Below are 15,276 nucleotides of genomic sequence, written 5' to 3' on the forward strand. Positions count from 1 at the left end.
CTCCCTTGGCCCGGCCCGTATCAGCGTCGCGCGAGCTAGCTGAGCTTCGAGACGACCATCGCGCCGCCCATCCCGCCGCCCGCGCACGCCGCGAGCATGCCGTGCTTGCCCTTCGGGTTGTTCTTGAGCGCGTGCACGAGGTTGAGCATCAGGCGCGCGCCGGTAGCGCCCAGGGGGTGGCCGACCGCCAGCGAGCCGCCGTTGGGGTTGAGCGCGCCGGACTTGTTCTTGGCCTCCCAGTCGTGGCCGAACTTGTCCTTGCCGAGCTTGAAGATGGAGAGCACGGTCGCCGCGAACGGCTCGTGCAGCTCGATCTGGTCGAGCTCCGAAAACTCGACGCCGGCGCGCTTGAGCGCCGTCGGGGCGGCCAAGGCGGGGGAGACGCCCATGTGCGCGGGGTTGTTGCCCTCAAAGCCCCAGCCCTTGATCTCGGCGAGTATCTCCAGGCCGAGCTCCTTGGCCTTCTTCGCGGTCGTGACGACCACGGCGGCGGCGCCGTCGGAGCGGCCGCAGGAGTTGAACAAGGTGACCGTGCCCTTCGTGCCTTCCTGGTATTTCTTCCCGTCGAGGAACGCGGCGTTGTCCTCGTAGAACTTCTGCATCGGGTAGGCGGAGTTGTCGAACGCGGCGGGAGCCTTGGCGAACATCTGCGGCTTGCCGATGAGGTCCTCGCGCAGGAAGGGGTACTCGTCCTTCTCGAGAACGGTCGCGCCGTTTCGGACGACGGGGACCACGCTCGAGGCGAAGAAGCCGGCGTTCCAGCCGGCGATGGTGCGGCGGAAGCTCTCGCGGGCGTACTCGTCCTGCTCCAGGCGGCCGACGCCGTAGATCTGGGCGCAGACCTCCGCGGTCGCGGCCATGTTGATGCGCTTGACGGGATCGGTCAGGCCCTGCTCCATCGCGTCGCACACCTGCACGTCGGGGGAGGCGAGGAGCTCGGCCCACTTCTCCTTGACGACGGACAGCGAGCGCAGCGGCTTGGCGGCGCGGCTGCCGTCGATCGAGTACGGCATGCGGGACATGACCTCGACGCCGCCGGCCAGGTACACCTCGCCTTCGCCGGCCATGATGAAGCGGGCGGCGGAGGCGATCGCCTCGATGGAGGACACGCAGTTGTTCTGCACCGTCACGGCCTGGACGCGCTCGGGAAGGCCGGCGTTGAGGGCGGCGACGCGGGCGATGTTCGGGGCCGAGAAGGCCTGTCCGACCCAGCCGACGATGACCCCGTCGACGTTCTCCTTCTTGAGCCCGGACTTGGACAGGGCCGCGGCGATCGCGTCGACCATCAACTCCTCGGGCTTGATGCCGGCCAGCGACCGGGAGATGTGGCCGATCGCCGTGCGGGCCCCGCCGGCGACGACGATGGTCTCGGATTTCGCGTTCATATCGGTGTCCTCCGCCAAAAGTGAGTGCTCCGGAACATCATATAATAACGCCCGTGAAGCGGCTCGTATTCGTCGCCAGCCATGTCGGCTACCCCATGGACCGCACCCCCCTGGGCGGCGGCGCCATGGTCGGACTTCAGCTCGTGAAGCATTGGAAGCCGGAGCCGGCGGCCTGGTCGTTGACCGTGCTCGGCTCCGGGCCGGAGGCTCCCGTCGGCGGCTGCGACTACCACCGCCTGGCCGAGCGCCCCGAGGGGCTCGTGGACCTGGGAGAGATGGACTACGCCCGCTTCTGCCGCGATTTCGAGACGGAGACGACGGAGTGGATCCTGGAGCGGCCCAAGCAGTACCGGCCGCAGGACACCGTCATCGTCGTCAACGACGTGTCCGAGGGTCCCGCGCTCGCGAAGCTGGCCGAGGCGGGCTACCCGATCCTGTCGATCTGGCACGTCGACGTGGTGGACTATTTCAACAAGCTCTATCTGCGCCGCATCGTCGCGCCGGAGAAGCTCACGCGCCTGCATGAGCGCATGCGCTCCCTCGGCTTCGACTGGATCCTGCCCGACGTCCTCAACCTCGTCTTCGAGAAGCAGCGGGAGACCGTCTACCACTCCTCGCGGATGATCGTGCCCTCGCGCGCGATGGCGGATACGCTCATGCGCTGCTACGGCGACCTCGTGGGCTACGAGGAGTTGTCGCGCCGGATCGTGGTCGTGCCCTGGGGCGTTTGGTCGGACCAGCCCGGCCCCGCCGACGAGAACCGCGCCAACGAGCTGCGCGAGTACCATGAGATCACCGATGAGACGACCGTGCTGATGACCTTGTCGCGGATCTCGCCGGAGAAAGGCGTGCATCTCTTGCTGGAGGCATTACGCCTTCTCGAGGTGAACGGCAAAGTGGCGGGTAAAGATATACGGCTGTTCATCTGCGGGGAGCCGGCGTTCATGATGGGCCAGGCGTATGGGCGGAAGGTGCGGGCGGCCGCGGCGAAGCTTAAGCAAGTGAAGGTCGTGTTCCCCGGCTACCTGGATGCGGCCGCTAAACGGGCCTATTTCCAGCTCGGGGACCTGTTCGTGTCCCCGTCCATACACGAAAGTTATGGATTAAACGTCGTCGAGGCCATGCACGCGGGCCTGCCGGTGCTCGCCAGCGACCATTACGGCGTGCGCGACACTTTGCCGCCCGACGCCGGGCGCCTCGTCCACTACCCGACCCCGAAGAAGGCGCCGCCGCTGCTGGCCGCGGCGCTCGAGGAGATGCTCGCCGACCGCGCCAAGCTCAAGAGGATGGGCGAGGCCGCCCGCGAGGCCGCGTCGGCGATGCCGTTCACCGCGGCGGCCGACGCCGTGCGCCTGGCCGCGCTGGGGCTGATCTCATGAAGCCGGGCTTGCGCGTCGGCATCACGGTGGACCTTCCGGCCCGCGTCGAGCGGCACATGAAGCCGCATCTCGAGGGTCTCGTGCGCCACCCGCTGTACGCGACGTGGGCCATGGTCTACCACATGGAGACCGCCGCGCGCATGCTGCTGGCGCCCTACCTCGACGCCGACGAGGAGGCGGTGGGCGGCGCGGTGCTGGTCAAGCACCTGCGCCCGGCCCGCATCGGCGCGCCGCTTCACGTCTTCGCCAAGCTGGTCAAGATCAAGGGCCCGCGCGTCTTCGCGCGCACCGAGGTCCACAGCCGCGGCCGCAAGATCGGCGAAGGCTCGGTGCTGCAGATCGTCATGACCCGGGCCCGCTTCGCCAAGCTCATCCAGGAGGCGCGCTGATGGAAGGCTACAAGCTCGTCAGCGAGGTCCCCGTGCGCTTCTCCGACACGGACGGCCTCGGACACGTGAACAACGCCAATTACCTGAGCTTCCTCGAGGTGTCGCGCATCGACTACCTGCACAAGGTCCTCGGCTGCGTGAACATCGCCGAGTTCGGCGTGATCATCGCCCGCGTCGAGATCGATTACAAGAGCCCCGTCCTTCACCACGAGAAGCTGCTCGTCGGCTGCCGCGTCTCGGAGATCGGCGGCGCCAGCATCAAGATGGAGTACCGCCTCGAGGACAAGGCCACCGGCCGGCTCGTCGCGGAGGCGAAGTCGGTGATGGTCTCGTTCGACTACGGTCTCGGCCGCCCGACCCGTGTGAGCGACGATTGGCGCAAGAAGATGGAGGATTTCGATGGGATCTCGTGAGGTCGTCGCCGTCGCCGCAGTCCGCTCCGCCGTCGGCCGCCTCGGAGGGGGGCTGTCGTCCGTGCGCCCCGACGACTTGGCCGGACATGTGATCGCCGCCCTGCTCAAGAAGGTCCCGGGCCTGGACCCGGCGGAGATCGCCGACGTCTACCTCGGCTGCGCCAACCAGGCCGGCGAGGACAACCGCAACGTCGCGCGCATGGCCGCGCTCTTGTCGGGCCTGCCGTTCTCGGTCCCGGGCGCCACGGTCAACCGCCTGTGCGCCTCGGGCCTCGAGGCGATCAACTCCGCCGCGCGCGCGATCCTCGCCGGCGAGGGCGACGTCTACGTCGCCGGCGGCGTCGAGAGCATGAGCCGCGCGCCCTACTCCCTGCCCAAGGCCGAGGCGGGCTACGCCTTCGGCAACCTGACCGCCTACGACACGGCCCTCGGCTGGCGCTACCCGAACAAGCGCCTGGCCGAGCTGTTCCCCCTTGAGAGCATGGGCGAGACGGCGGACAACGTCGCGGTGAAATACAAGGTTTCTCGCGGTGATCAGGACGCGTATGCGCTCGAAAGCCACCGCCGCGCCGCCAAGGCTCGCGACGCGGTGTTCTCCGAGGAGATCGTTCCCATCCCGGTGCCGCAGAAGAAGGGGCCGCCCGTCGACTACGTCCGGGACGAGACCGTGCGCGAGGACGCGACCCTCGAAAAATTGGCCATGCTCAAGCCGGTCTTCAAGAAGGACGGGTCCGTGACGGCGGGCAATAGCTCGACGCTGAACGACGGCGCCTCCGCGATGCTTCTGATGGAACGCAAGAAGGCCGACGCGCTCGGCCTCGCGCCGTTCGCGCGCTGGGCCGGCTCCGCGTCCGCGGGCGTCGAGCCCTCGTTCATGGGCATCGGTCCCGTGGCCGCCATCAACAGATTGACGTCGAGGATCGGCTGGAAGGCCGGGGATGTCGATCTCGTGGAGATCAACGAAGCGTTCGCGGCGCAGGCGCTCGCGTGTCAGCGGGAGCTCTCGATCGACGGCGGAAGATTCAACGTCAACGGCGGCGGGATCGCCCTCGGGCACCCTCTCGGCTCGTCCGGCTGCCGGATCAGCGTGACCTTGCTCCACGAGATGCGGCGCCGGAAGGCGAAGCGCGGCCTGGCCGCGCTGTGCATAGGCGTCGGCCAGGGTCTCGCGACGGCCTGGGAAGCGCTCTAGGCCCATGCTCGTGCTGTCGCGCGACGGAGCGTGGCTTTCCCGCCTCGAGCTCCTCGCCGAACGCGGAGGCTGGCCGTTCGAGGCGCGCGCGGCGCTTCCCGCCCCGAGCCGCACGCCGCCGCCGGAGCGCGCGCTGGCCGTCCTCGACCGCGGTCTCGCGGGTCCGGCTCCCGCCAAGGCCGTCTCGGTCCTGCGCTCGCTCTATCCGGGCGTCGCGATCGTCCTGGCCTTCGACGCGAGCGAGATGGACCACGACGCGGTGACCGCCGCCGTGTCCTGCGGCGCCGACGAGGTGGTGGGGAAGGCCTGGACCGACGACAACCTGTCGTCGCGGCTGGCGGTGCTGCGCGACCGCTCGCTGTTCTCCCAGACGCGCCTCAGCGCCGACGGCGCGCTCAGGGCGGAGCGCCGCGCGCATCGCGTCCACGTCAAGGCGCGGGGGCGGTGGAAGGAGCTCGTTCTCGACGCGGGCGGCTTCGCGCTGCTGTGGCGCCTGCTCGAGCGCGAGGGCGTGGCCGTGTCGCGCGCGGAGCTGGGCGAATCGCTCGCCGCGGCGGCCGGCCGCGAGCTCGAGGCGGGGACCGTGGCGCGCCGCCTCGGCGCCCTCAAGAAGGCGCTCGCCGCCTGGTCGGGCGACATCGAGATCGCACGCGGCGGCCTTTACCGGATCGTGTCCGCGCCGCGGCGGGCAAGATGACGGCGGACGCGGTCCTCATCGTCTCCTTCGGCGGACCCGACAAGCCCGAGGACGTCATGCCCTTCCTCGAGACCGTGACCCGCGGCCGCGGCATACCGCGCGAGCGCCTGGCCGGCGTGGCCGAGCACTACGAGCATATCGGAGGCCGCTCCCCGATCAACGAGATCACCCGCCGCCAGGCTTCGGCGCTGCGCGGCGTCCTCGCGAAGGCGGGAGACCGCCGGCCGGTCTATCTCGGCCAGCGCAACTGGCATCCGTTCCTCGAGGAGACCCTCGCGAGGATGCGCGACGACGGCGTGCGCCGCGCGACCGCCTTCATCACGGCGGCCTACCGCTCCGAGGCCAGCCTCGAGCGCTACGTCGCGGCCGTCGAGGCCGCGCGCGCGAAGGTCGGCGCCGACGCGCCCGTCGTCGACTTCGTCGGTCCCTGGTTCGACCATCCCTCCTTCATCGACGCGATCGCCGCCCGGGTCCGCGAGAAGGGATTCCCCGCCGGCGCGGAGTGGGTGTTCACCGCGCACTCGATCCCGTGCGTCATGGCGAAGGGATCCGCTTATGTTCAGGAGCTCCGCGAGACGGCGTCGCTCGTCGCCGCGAGGCTCGGCCTCGAGAAATGGCGCCTGGCCTACACGAGCCGCAGCGGCGACCCGCGCTCGGCGTGGCTCGAGCCGGACGTCTCCCGGGTGATCGCCGACGCCGCCGCGCTCGGCGTGCGCGACATGGTCCTGATCCCGATCGGCTTCGTCGCCGACCACGTCGAGGTGCTCTACGACCTCGACGTCGAGGCGAAGGCCGCGGCCGACGCCGCCGGCGTGCGCCTGCACCGCTGCGAGACGGTCGGGGACCATCCGTCGTTCATCGCGATGATCGCCGACCTCGTCCGTCCGGGCGCGCCGGCCGGCGGGGAGCTCGCCGTGAGCTCCGCGTCCACGCGCTTCCGCGACGGGCGGACCGCGGCGAAGGCGGGCGAAGAGTCCTCCGTCTGCTACTGCTTCCCGGGCGAGTCCGATCCGCCGTGCCGCCGTCCGCCTCCGCCCGCTGGGCGTCGCCCTCAGGCCTGAGAACTGTTTCCGGAAACAGTCGCTCCAAAAACTACTGATAATCACTATTCCCGGGAATAGCGATCATCAGTAGTGATCGGGAGGATCGGCGACGACGACTAATCTTTTCGCCGGTCCACGACGAACGCCGCAAGGACCGACCGCCTCCGCTCACCTCGGCGAGGCGTACGGCGCGGTGGATGGGGACCAGACGAAATCGAAGTAGCTCCCGTCGCTCGCCCAGACCTCGGCTCGCCCCAGGTCGGCGATCAAGGTCATGGGGATGCCCGGATGGTCGCGCTCCCCCTCGCGCACCGAGCCGAGCGTGTACATGATGAAGCGCGAGTCCGGCGTCCACTGCGGCCTTTTCCGGGCCCACATCAGCCCGTCCGGGTTCACGAAATCGGGAGAGAAGCCCGAATCCAACGCCTCGATCTTCCTCTTGTCCGCGTCGTAGACCCGCAATTCGCGTTCGCGCCAGAGATAGGCGACCTTGCGTCCGTCCGGCGACCACACCGGGAACGAACCCGCGGCTCCCAGATACTCCTTCTTGCGCGTCTTCGGGTCGTAGATCGCGAGCGCATCGTCGTCGGCCCCGGCGGTCTCGCTCCCCTCGGCGACGCAGACGACCCGGCCGTCCGGAGAGACGTCCGAGGAAGAGCCGCAAACCGTCTCGGGAGGGTCGGAGGGCTCGCCGGGGAGCGAGAGCACGATGCGTCCGACGGAGCCGAACGCGGCCCCATCGGCGGAATCCCTCACCGCTTTTTCCGCGCCGCCCCGCAGAGGAGCCTCCTTCCCGGTCGCGAGGTCGATCGATTCGACCGTGTCATCCAGCGACCGCCGGCCGTCGTAACGGCTGGAGAGCGCGTACAAGCGGCGCCCATCCTTGGACACGAGCACCCCCACCACCGCCCGGCGGAGGCCGGGGCGCTTGTCCCTGAATTGATGCGGATGCCGCACGACATAAGAGGTCGTCCCGCTCAACAGATCCAAGGACACCACGCCGTCGGGGAGGATGTAGAAGACGCGACGGCCGTCCGGCGACCATTTCTGCCCTTCGCCGCGCTGCTCGCCGTCCTCGGAGCGCGCGATGGGCTTATCCTCCCAAGGCACTCCGAGCCATTCGGCGCCTCCTTGCGCGAAGGCGGCCACGCGGCGCTCGGCCAGCGCGGGCACGCGCTTGAGACGGCGCTTGACCGCGGCCCCGTCGGCGGAGAAGTGCCGGTCGAGGCCGTCCGCGTCGAGCCGCAGGCGCGCGAGGTCCGCCTTGTCCTTCGCCTTGAAGACGGGATCCTGGTCCAAGGAGAGCGCCTTCTCCATCGCCGCGACGGCCCGGTCGAGCCGCCCCGTGCCCTCATACGCGCGCGCGAGGCCCCACCACGCCTGGCGCGGCTCCGCGCCGCTGCGGCGCAGGCGGGAGAAATGATCGAGGGCCCCTTCGAAGTCGCGCCGCTCGAGACGGCAGCCGCCGTATTCCCGATTGAGCTCGGGCAGATTGTTTGTGACGTTGAACGCCTTCATGAAGTATCTCTCGGCCAGGTCGCACTGCTTGTTGCCGGCGTAAGCCGCCCCCACGGCGGTGAGCAAAGACGGGTGCTTCGGCGCTTGACGAAGCGCCTTCCTCCCGGTCGCGGCCATGTCGAGATACCGGCCGCGGGCCCCCTGCGCGACCGACAGAGCGGAAAGCACGCTGAGGTCGAGAGGGTTGCGGGCGCTGGCTTTCTCGGCGAAGGCCAGGGCGTCCTCCGGGCGGCCCTCCCTGAGGAGCGCGCCGACGAGCGCCGGGACCGCGCAAGTCTGGGCGGGATCGGCCGCGTACTCGCTCTGAGCCAGGCTCGACGCTTCCTCGCCTCGTCCCGTCCCCGACAATGCCGAAATCCGGTAGCAGGCGTCGTTCGTCCACCCGGCCGGAGAGGCGAGAGTCGCCTCGTTCTCCGCTCGCATCTTATCCAAGTCCCCGTACAGCAGGTGCTCGTAGGCGCGGGCGTCGTGAAGGAAAGCGAAATTCCCGTCGCCGAGCTTTCCCGCTTCGTCCAGCGTCCGGCCGTAACCCATCACGTCCCCCGCGATCAGACGCAGCCACGCCTCGGCCTCGAGACCGCGGATGTCCCGAGGCTGGGCGGCGCGCGCCCGGGCGACGTGCTCCGTCGCTGCGGCGGGCCCGCCGCGCTGGAGCCAGGTCTGGGCGATCGAGAGCTCCCACAGGAACGGGTCCAAACGGGCGCCCTCGGAGGCTTTGAGCTTCGTCGCGGCGGCCTCGGGCTTGCCGGCGGAGAGCAGGTCGTAGGCCTGGAAGCTCGCGCTCGCCCAATCCAGGTACGGTCCCTTGACCCCGGCGCGCCTCGCCCGTTCGATCACGGCTCTCGACTCCCGGACGCTCGGCTGAGCGTTCGCAAGGAAATAAGCGTTGAGGTCGGTCGGGTTCGAGCTGAAGAAGGTCTCGTATTCGGCCGCCAGAGCCTCGAGCTGGCCGGTGTTGACGCAGGTGATCTGGTAGGCGCGGTGAAGAGCGGGGTCCTCGGGGTGCCGTTTGAGCTTGGCGCGCAGGAAGTAGAAGGCCTCGGCGGTCTTGCCCGAGTCATGCAAGGACCAGAACTTCTCGACTGGGTCCGCCGGCACGGGAGCCGCGGCCGCGGACGACCCCAGGAGCGCGCTCAGGAGGATCCCGATCATCGCGGCAGTATACCCCCGTCCCGGGAACCGCGCAAGCGCGCGGATTAAGCCGGGGACGCGGTCCGGCGGGAGGCGCCGGACGGCGGCCCCAATCCTGAAGGCTTGCATCGGCGCGAGTCACGTCTCCGCGACGCCGGACTGTTTCCGGAAACAGTTTGGCCGCTAATCTTTGCGCCGGTCCACAACGAACGCCGAGCCCGGCTTGCCCTTGGCGACCTTCTTGAGCTCGGCGCCGAGGTGCGCGACCTGCGCGAAGCCCGCGAGCTTGCGCTCGCGGTTGTGGCAGATGCCGATGGCGACCGAGAGCAGGGGGAACTCCTTGAGGTTGCCTTGACGGTCGCGGGCGACGATGGCGCCCCGCTTGCGGTCCTCCTCGCTATAGAAGGAAGGCGCGATCGCGTCGAAGTCGTCGCAGATACGCTGCGCCAGGGCTTCCATCTTGTCCGGCGTCGAGAGGACGATGAAGTCGTCGCCGCCGATGTGGCCGACGAAATCCGCGCCGGCGCCGCCGCGCAGCTGGTCGACGAGCACGCGCGCCGTGCCCTTGAGCACGCGGTCGCCCTCGTCGTAGCCGTACGCGTCGTTGTACGCCTTGAACTGGTTGAGGTCGATGTACAGGACGGCGAAAGGGCGGCCGTCGGCGGCGGCGCGCTCGATGCGCGTCTCGATGGCGAGGTTCCCGGGCAGGCGCGTCAGCGGGTTGGCGTCGATGCCTTGGCGGCTGCGCTTGAGGATCATGCGGATGCGCGCGAGGAGCTCGCGCACGTCGACGGGCTTGGTGATGAAGTCGTCGGCGCCGAGGTCGAGGCCGGCGACCTTGCTGTCCCGGGTGCCCGACGCCGAGAGGATGATGACCGGGAGGTTTTCCAACAGGGGATCCTGCCGCAGGGTCTCGCAGACCTGGAAGCCGGTCATGCGCGGCATCTTGAGGTCGAGCACCGCGATGTCGGGGGGGTTGGCCCGGATGGCCTCGAGCGCCGACTGCCCGTCGCCGACGGCCGTCACGACGAAGCCCTCCCGCTCCAGGGTCTCCTTGAGGGCCTGGAGGAGGTCGGGCAGGTCGTCCGCGATCAAGATGGTCGCGGGGCCGTGCTCGGATGAGGCGCCGTTCATGCGGCAAGGATAGCCCATTTTTGGTAGTGGGTCAATTTGAATCCTGACCGCTCAAGTATCTTGTTTTTCCTCGGATCGCGTGTTAAACTTTTGGCATGGCGAAACGGAAAAGGACGAAGGACGAGAACCAAATAGCGGCTTCAATTATAGATCAGCTCTCGCAGTTGTCAGGTGGAACAGATGGGAAGGACCCACTGGCAGTCCTCCTGGGCCGCAGAGGAGGTCTAAAGGGTGGTAAAGCCAGGGCAGCGGCGTTGAGTCCTGAGAGGCGCAAGGAGATAGCTAAGAAGGCCATTGCCGCCCGATGGTCTAAAAAACGCGCTTAGGTGGGATAGCAGATGCCATGGCGTTTGACATGGCAAATAGCATCTTGACGGGTAGGAAATTTCCTAGTACACTGTGTGGGAAGTTGTGGTACGTTGTAGTAATAAAAAGGCTGACAGACCACGTGGGGTGATCTGCCAGCCGTCCGACGGTACTACTGGTGCGTTTTCGCGAACGCCATCACGATCCCTAAGATCGAGATGACCAACTGTATCACGTCTATCATACGGCTCTCCTGGGGCCCTGGACCCCTCCAGCTCTAACTGGAGGGGTTTTTCACTTACAGGGCCCGGGGCAGTGCCCCGCAATCCCACAAACCCCAGGAGTTCGCGACCCGTCCATTGGAGCATACGGGCGCACCCCATGTCAAGCCCCTGGGGGTGGCTCGAAGAATAAAAAGAATAAAGTTGACAGCCTCCCTAAACCATGCTATACTTTCCGCATGGCTGAAACTAAGACCTCCGAGAGCGCCGCTGAGAAGTTCGCGGCAACTGACTATCCGACAATTGACCTTGAAACGGCGGTCAGCCGTGCCCGCGAGGTCTATAAAAACGACAAGCAGCACGCCGTCTCAATTGACGTTCTCGCAGAGCATTGGGGGTATAAGCCGAAAAGCAGCGGGCTGGGCCTGACGGCTTCTGCGCTGAAGAAGTACGGGTTGCTGACCAAGGCCGATATCGGTAAGGTCAAGTTGACGGAGCTGGCGCTCCACATCATTCTTGATGCGGAAAGCGCGGAAGGCGTTGCCGCGATTAAACAGGCGGCCACCACGCCGGAGCTCTACGGGACTCTCTGGAAAAAGTATGGTCCAGAGCTCCCCTCTGATACCAGCCTTAAAAAGATGCTGGTAATGGACCTCAATTTCCATGAGCGGATCGCCGTTGATGTGATGAATAAATATCGCAAGACGCTTGCCTTCGCAAAAATGGATCAAGGCAGCAGTGCGGCTATTCCCGAGGGTGGCGATCAGAAGCCGGCGGGAAATCTGCCTATCCAGCCGCAGATCCCAGCTCAAGTGATTCGCCCGAAGCAGCCGGGAGCCCGCGAGTTTCGTCTTTCGCTCGGAAACGGCGAGGCGTTTATCTCGGTTCCTCCGGGTACTACTGCTGAGGACGTGGACCTGCTGATTCAGACGCTTACTCTTTGGAAGCCTCGGATGGTTACGAAGGCCGAGTAATGACAAATTTGTCGGACGGAGGACGCATGAGCGTAATGCGCGCCAGGAGAGTTGTGCGGCCTGTTCAGGAGGCCGCCTAGAGATAGGTTTAAAAAAGCACTGGCCCAGAGGGTTGTTCCTTGGCGGGAACCTCTGAGCCAGCGCACCTAGCAACGGACCGTCGTACAGCGCCTCTCGTGGCAAAGCCAAGGGGGGCGCCGCTCTTTTTAGATTATAGCAGATAGGCTGGCCTTTATCCAGGCTTTCCCCCTTGACAATACTTGAGCGGTCAAGTATAATGTAGCCATGAACAAGCTAGACCCCACCCGACAGAAAGCCGTGATCGCCGCCCTTGTCGAAGGCAACTCCATTCGGGCCACTTGCCGCATGACGGGCGTTGCTAAGGGCACAGTCCTTAGCCTCTTGGCTCGTGTGGGCACTGCTTGCTCCGAGTATCAGGGTAAGAAACTGCGCAACCTCCCCTGCAAGCGGCTACAGGTGGACGAGATTTGGTCGTTCTGCTACGCCAAGGACAAAAATGTTCCGAAGGCTATGCGCACGACGAAGGGTATCGGGGATGTGTGGACTTGGACGGCGCTCGACGCTGACACCAAGCTTGTTCCGTCATGGTTCATTGGGGATCGTGGGGCGATCTCGGCCAAGACCTTCATGCTTGATCTTGCCGACCGCCTTGCCAATCGCGTTCAGTTGACGAGCGACGGCCACGCGGTTTATATCAACGCCGTCGAGAAAGCCTTCGGCGGCGATGTGGACTTTAGCCAGCTCGTAAAGATTTACGGCAACGCGCCCGGCGGTGAGGGAAAGTACAGCCCCGGTGAGTGCTGCGGGACGCGCAAGGAGCGCGTGAACGGTCGTCCTGACCCCAAGCATGTGTCTACTTCCTTTGTAGAGCGTCAGAACCTGACCATGCGTATGTGCATGCGCCGCTTCACGCGCCTGACCAACGCTTTCAGCAAGAAAGTCGAGAACCTCGGCCATGCCGTCGCGCTTCACTTCATGTACTACAACTTCTGCCGCATCCATCAGACCCTGCGCGTCACTCCCGCGATGAAGGCGGGCGTCACCGATCATGTATGGGAGATTGAGGAAATTCTCGCTTTGGTTTCAAATTGAACCACTACCCCATTTTTCCGAAAATTGACAGGTCGCGCCGACAAATCGTATGATGGCCCGTCGTCGCCGAAAATGCCGACTCTACCCGAGCAGTCTAAGGAAGGCCGGAAAAACGCCTTGGCTCTCGCGTTGAGCGTCGGCTGGGAGCTCGCGTCGTTCAGCCTGCTCGGCGTCGGTCTTGGATATTGGCTCGACAAGCGTTTCGGATCCTCGCCGTGGGGAACGCTCGCGGGCGCGCTCTTTGGAATCGTGATTGGACTCTATCGCCTCATCCGGACCTTCAGCCTTCCGAAAAACGGCGGCGCGGGCCGCCGCTGAAGGCGCCGTCGTCGCGGCGCTCGGCGTTCTCGCCGCGGGACGCGTCTGGTCGTCGCAAGCCGACCGGAGAAGCCTGATGATCGGGACGGCCGCCGCGTGGGCGGCGTCGTCGGTGAGCGTCGCCTGGCTGCTGTGGGCGAGGGGACGCGCGATGAAGACCTTTTGGTGGGCCTTCGGCGGCGGGATGGTTCTGCGGGCCGGCGTGCTCGGGGCCCTGGCGGTCTGGGGCTACGGCCGCGAGTCGTTGTCGTTCGAAGCTTTGCTGCTCTCGTACGTGTTCGCTCTGCTGGCGCTGTTGATGACTCTGGAGATGAGGCACCTCAGGATCAAATGAATTTCGAAAGCATTCTCGCGCACCACCTGGTCGACCACAAGACCTCCCATAAGGTCATCGCCACCGTCGCCGGGCTTCCCGTCGACATGGGCCTCTCCCCTCTGATCCGCACGATGTGGATCGCCTGCGCCGTCGCGATCGTCACCCTCACCTTCGCCGCCCGGTCCCAGTCGAGCCTGGCGCGGGTGATGCGCTCGATGTTCGAGCCGCTCGCCCTCTTCGTGCGCGACGAGATCCTCGAGCCGATCTTCGGCCACCACGCCGGCCACTATCTGCCCTACTTCCTCACCTTGTTCTTCTTCCTGCTGACCTGCAACCTGCTTGGCCTCGTGCCCAGCATGTCCGGCGTGACCGCGAACCCGTGGGTCACGGCGGCGATGGCGATCTGCACCTTCGGCCTGATCCAGTACGCGGGAGTCAAGGAACAAGGGCTGGTCTCTTATGTCGTGCACATCGTCCCCGGCGGCGTGCCGCTGGTCCTTTGGCCGCTGCTGTTCGTCATCGAGGTGTTCGGCATGTTCGCCAAGTGCATCTCGCTGTGCATCCGGTTGTTCGCGAACATGCTCGCCGGCCACGTCGTCTCGCTCGCGTTCCTCTGCATGATCTTCATCTTCTCGGAGATGAACAAGGTCGCCGGCACCGGCATGATCGTCCCGTCGATCGGCCTCGCCCTTTTCATCTACACGATGGACGTCCTGGTGTCGTTCCTCCAGGCGTACATCTTCACGTTCTTGACCGCCCTGTTCGTGGGCGGAGCCGTTCACCCGCACTGACAGCGGAGGTCGCACCCCGGAAGCCTTAAGGCGCCCGGGATCATGACGCATCAGGAGACTGACATGGACTACCTCGGACTTTCTTACCTCGGAGTTTTCTTGGGCGCCGGCCTCTGCCTCATCGGCGGCGCGTACGGCATCTCTAAGCTCGCCAGCGCGGCCCTCGAGGGCGCGGCTCGCCAGCCCGAGTCGGCCGGCGCGCTCCAGACGATGATGATCATCCCGGCCGCCATGATCGAAGGCCTCGGCCTGCTGGCGCTCGTCAGCGTCCTTCTCGCCGCGCTCGCCCTCAACGCGGGCGTTCCCGTCGCGAGCAAGTCCGCCTCGACCGGCACGGAAGCCCCGGCCGCGCACTAAGGATCAAAAAAGCCTCCCGGGCGGCGAGGACTTCCCGCCCGGGAGCACCGATTTTTCGTGATCTGACGCAGGAGCCGATAAAAATATGGGCGATCTTCTCAAACCCGATCTCGGGCTGACCGTCTGGACCATCGTGACCTTCCTCTGCCTGGTGGGCATCCTCAAGGCTTTCGCCTGGGGCCCGCTGCTGAAGTCGATCGACGAGCGCGAGGCGCGCCTGAAAGCCGACCGCGAGGGCGCCGAGAAGGCGCGCGCCGAGGCGGAGCGGATCCAGCGCGAGCTCGAGGCGCAGATGGCGGGCGTCCAGGCCAAGAGCAAGGAGCTGCTCGCCGCCGCGACGAAGGACGGCGAGGCGCTTCGCGCCCGCCTCAAGGCCGAGGCCGAGGCCGACGCCGCCGCGATCAAGGCGAAGACGACGCTCGATCTCGCCGCCGAGAAGGACAAGCTCGTCGGCGACCTGCGCAAGGAAGTCGCCTCCCTGTCCGTGCTCGCCGCCGAGAAGCTCCTCCACAAGTCCGTCGACGCCGGCGTGCAGAAGGCGGTTCTCGAGGGCTTCTTCAAGGACCTCGAGTCCACGAAGAAGGCGGGGAGCAACTAAG

At 66.4% G+C, this 15,276-nt stretch carries 16 protein-coding genes and 1 pseudogene; 14 read left to right on the top strand and 3 right to left on the bottom strand.

Translation table 11 applies throughout. The annotated features are described in order from the left end of the window. Window positions 1-35 precede the first annotated feature (35 nt). On the bottom strand, window positions 36-1,385 hold the full coding sequence (locus HYV14_05700) for a thiolase family protein (GenBank protein ID MBI2385494.1): 1,350 nt from the start codon (window positions 1,383-1,385) through the stop codon (window positions 36-38). 53 nt (window positions 1,386-1,438) lie between these two features. Here HYV14_05700 and HYV14_05705 point away from each other — a divergent pair, with 53 nt between their 5' ends. From HYV14_05705 to hemH, 6 genes are read left to right on the top strand one after another with little or no spacing between them, the layout of a single operon-like run. Continuing rightward, on the top strand, window positions 1,439-2,764 hold the full coding sequence (locus HYV14_05705; GenBank protein MBI2385495.1) for a glycosyltransferase family 4 protein: 1,326 nt from the start codon (window positions 1,439-1,441) through the stop codon (window positions 2,762-2,764). After that, window positions 2,761-3,153 carry a thioesterase gene (locus tag HYV14_05710; protein MBI2385496.1) on the top strand — a complete coding sequence of 131 codons (393 nt, stop codon included), beginning with the start codon at window positions 2,761-2,763 and terminating at the stop codon, window positions 3,151-3,153. The genes HYV14_05705 and HYV14_05710 overlap by 4 nt, the downstream gene beginning before the upstream one ends. Beyond that, window positions 3,153-3,566, top strand: a complete 414-nt coding sequence (locus tag HYV14_05715; GenBank protein ID MBI2385497.1) for an acyl-CoA thioesterase — start codon at window positions 3,153-3,155, stop codon at window positions 3,564-3,566. The genes HYV14_05710 and HYV14_05715 overlap by 1 nt, the downstream gene beginning before the upstream one ends. After that, on the top strand, window positions 3,553-4,758 hold the full coding sequence (locus HYV14_05720) for a thiolase family protein (protein ID MBI2385498.1): 1,206 nt from the start codon (window positions 3,553-3,555) through the stop codon (window positions 4,756-4,758). Before HYV14_05715 ends, HYV14_05720 begins: the two co-directional genes overlap by 14 nt. A gap of 4 nt (window positions 4,759-4,762) precedes the next feature. Beyond that, the gene (locus HYV14_05725; protein MBI2385499.1) at window positions 4,763-5,455 is read left to right on the top strand and encodes a response regulator transcription factor; all 693 of its coding nucleotides are present in this window, start codon (window positions 4,763-4,765) and stop codon (window positions 5,453-5,455) included. Continuing rightward, complete coding sequence (gene hemH, locus HYV14_05730) at window positions 5,452-6,516, top strand: ferrochelatase (protein ID MBI2385500.1); 1,065 nt, start codon at window positions 5,452-5,454, stop codon at window positions 6,514-6,516. Before HYV14_05725 ends, hemH begins: the two co-directional genes overlap by 4 nt. Window positions 6,517-6,666: 150 nt before the next feature. On the opposite strand, the gene HYV14_05735 is transcribed toward hemH, so the two are convergent. Both HYV14_05735 and HYV14_05740 read right to left on the bottom strand, forming a co-directional pair. Further along, the gene (locus HYV14_05735; GenBank protein ID MBI2385501.1) at window positions 6,667-9,168 is read right to left on the bottom strand and encodes a tetratricopeptide repeat protein; all 2,502 of its coding nucleotides are present in this window, start codon (window positions 9,166-9,168) and stop codon (window positions 6,667-6,669) included. 162 nt (window positions 9,169-9,330) lie between these two features. Continuing rightward, window positions 9,331-10,281: a response regulator gene (locus tag HYV14_05740; protein ID MBI2385502.1), complete on the bottom strand. Its 951-nt coding sequence runs from the start codon at window positions 10,279-10,281 to the stop codon at window positions 9,331-9,333. Between the two features lie 95 nt (window positions 10,282-10,376). Between HYV14_05740 and HYV14_05745 the strand changes: the two genes are divergently transcribed. The 8 genes and pseudogenes from HYV14_05745 (at window position 10,377) to atpF (ending at window position 15,275) form a co-directional block, all read left to right on the top strand. Then, a complete protein-coding gene (locus tag HYV14_05745) occupies window positions 10,377-10,607 on the top strand; it encodes a histone H1 (GenBank protein MBI2385503.1) in 231 nt (76 codons plus the stop codon). 440 nt (window positions 10,608-11,047) lie between these two features. Then, window positions 11,048-11,782 (top strand): hypothetical protein, encoded by a 735-nt coding sequence (locus HYV14_05750; protein MBI2385504.1) that lies wholly within the window; start codon window positions 11,048-11,050, stop codon window positions 11,780-11,782. Between the two features lie 210 nt (window positions 11,783-11,992). After that, window positions 11,993-12,895 (top strand): annotated as a pseudogene (locus HYV14_05755) (IS1 family transposase). A 117-nt stretch (window positions 12,896-13,012) separates the two neighbouring features. Beyond that, on the top strand, window positions 13,013-13,213 hold the full coding sequence (locus HYV14_05760) for an AtpZ/AtpI family protein (GenBank protein ID MBI2385505.1): 201 nt from the start codon (window positions 13,013-13,015) through the stop codon (window positions 13,211-13,213). 76 nt (window positions 13,214-13,289) lie between these two features. Continuing rightward, window positions 13,290-13,547, top strand: coding sequence for a hypothetical protein (locus HYV14_05765; GenBank protein ID MBI2385506.1), 258 nt, complete (start codon window positions 13,290-13,292; stop codon window positions 13,545-13,547). After that, window positions 13,544-14,320 (top strand): F0F1 ATP synthase subunit A, encoded by a 777-nt coding sequence (gene atpB, locus HYV14_05770; protein MBI2385507.1) that lies wholly within the window; start codon window positions 13,544-13,546, stop codon window positions 14,318-14,320. Before HYV14_05765 ends, atpB begins: the two co-directional genes overlap by 4 nt. Before the next feature lie 63 nt (window positions 14,321-14,383). Beyond that, window positions 14,384-14,677, top strand: coding sequence for an ATP synthase F0 subunit C (gene atpE, locus HYV14_05775; GenBank protein MBI2385508.1), 294 nt, complete (start codon window positions 14,384-14,386; stop codon window positions 14,675-14,677). 85 nt (window positions 14,678-14,762) lie between these two features. Continuing rightward, on the top strand, window positions 14,763-15,275 hold the full coding sequence (gene atpF, locus HYV14_05780) for a F0F1 ATP synthase subunit B (GenBank protein MBI2385509.1): 513 nt from the start codon (window positions 14,763-14,765) through the stop codon (window positions 15,273-15,275). Window position 15,276: the final 1 nt, after the last annotated feature.

Source organism: Elusimicrobiota bacterium (assembly GCA_016182905.1).
Classification (GTDB): Bacteria; Elusimicrobiota; Elusimicrobia; order UBA1565; family UBA9628; genus GWA2-66-18.

Excerpts from the sequence above, each read along its gene's own strand:
- HYV14_05710 (MBI2385496.1), top strand. The coding sequence starts at position 2,761 with ATGAAGCCGGGCTTGCGCGTCGGCATCACGGTGGACCTTCCGGCCCGC.
- HYV14_05715 (MBI2385497.1), top strand. The coding sequence starts at position 3,153 with ATGGAAGGCTACAAGCTCGTCAGCGAGGTCCCCGTGCGCTTCTCCGAC.
- hemH (MBI2385500.1), top strand. The coding sequence starts at position 5,452 with ATGACGGCGGACGCGGTCCTCATCGTCTCCTTCGGCGGACCCGACAAG.
- atpE (MBI2385508.1), top strand. The coding sequence starts at position 14,384 with ATGGACTACCTCGGACTTTCTTACCTCGGAGTTTTCTTGGGCGCCGGC.
- HYV14_05720 (MBI2385498.1), top strand. The coding sequence starts at position 3,553 with ATGGGATCTCGTGAGGTCGTCGCCGTCGCCGCAGTCCGCTCCGCCGTC.
- HYV14_05725 (MBI2385499.1), top strand. The coding sequence starts at position 4,763 with ATGCTCGTGCTGTCGCGCGACGGAGCGTGGCTTTCCCGCCTCGAGCTC.
- HYV14_05700 (MBI2385494.1), bottom strand. The coding sequence starts at position 1,385 with ATGAACGCGAAATCCGAGACCATCGTCGTCGCCGGCGGGGCCCGCACG.
- HYV14_05765 (MBI2385506.1), top strand. The coding sequence starts at position 13,290 with ATGATCGGGACGGCCGCCGCGTGGGCGGCGTCGTCGGTGAGCGTCGCC.
- HYV14_05750 (MBI2385504.1), top strand. The coding sequence starts at position 11,048 with ATGGCTGAAACTAAGACCTCCGAGAGCGCCGCTGAGAAGTTCGCGGCA.
- atpF (MBI2385509.1), top strand. The coding sequence starts at position 14,763 with ATGGGCGATCTTCTCAAACCCGATCTCGGGCTGACCGTCTGGACCATC.
- atpB (MBI2385507.1), top strand. The coding sequence starts at position 13,544 with ATGAATTTCGAAAGCATTCTCGCGCACCACCTGGTCGACCACAAGACC.
- HYV14_05740 (MBI2385502.1), bottom strand. The coding sequence starts at position 10,281 with ATGAACGGCGCCTCATCCGAGCACGGCCCCGCGACCATCTTGATCGCG.
- HYV14_05735 (MBI2385501.1), bottom strand. The coding sequence starts at position 9,168 with ATGATCGGGATCCTCCTGAGCGCGCTCCTGGGGTCGTCCGCGGCCGCG.
- HYV14_05745 (MBI2385503.1), top strand. The coding sequence starts at position 10,377 with ATGGCGAAACGGAAAAGGACGAAGGACGAGAACCAAATAGCGGCTTCA.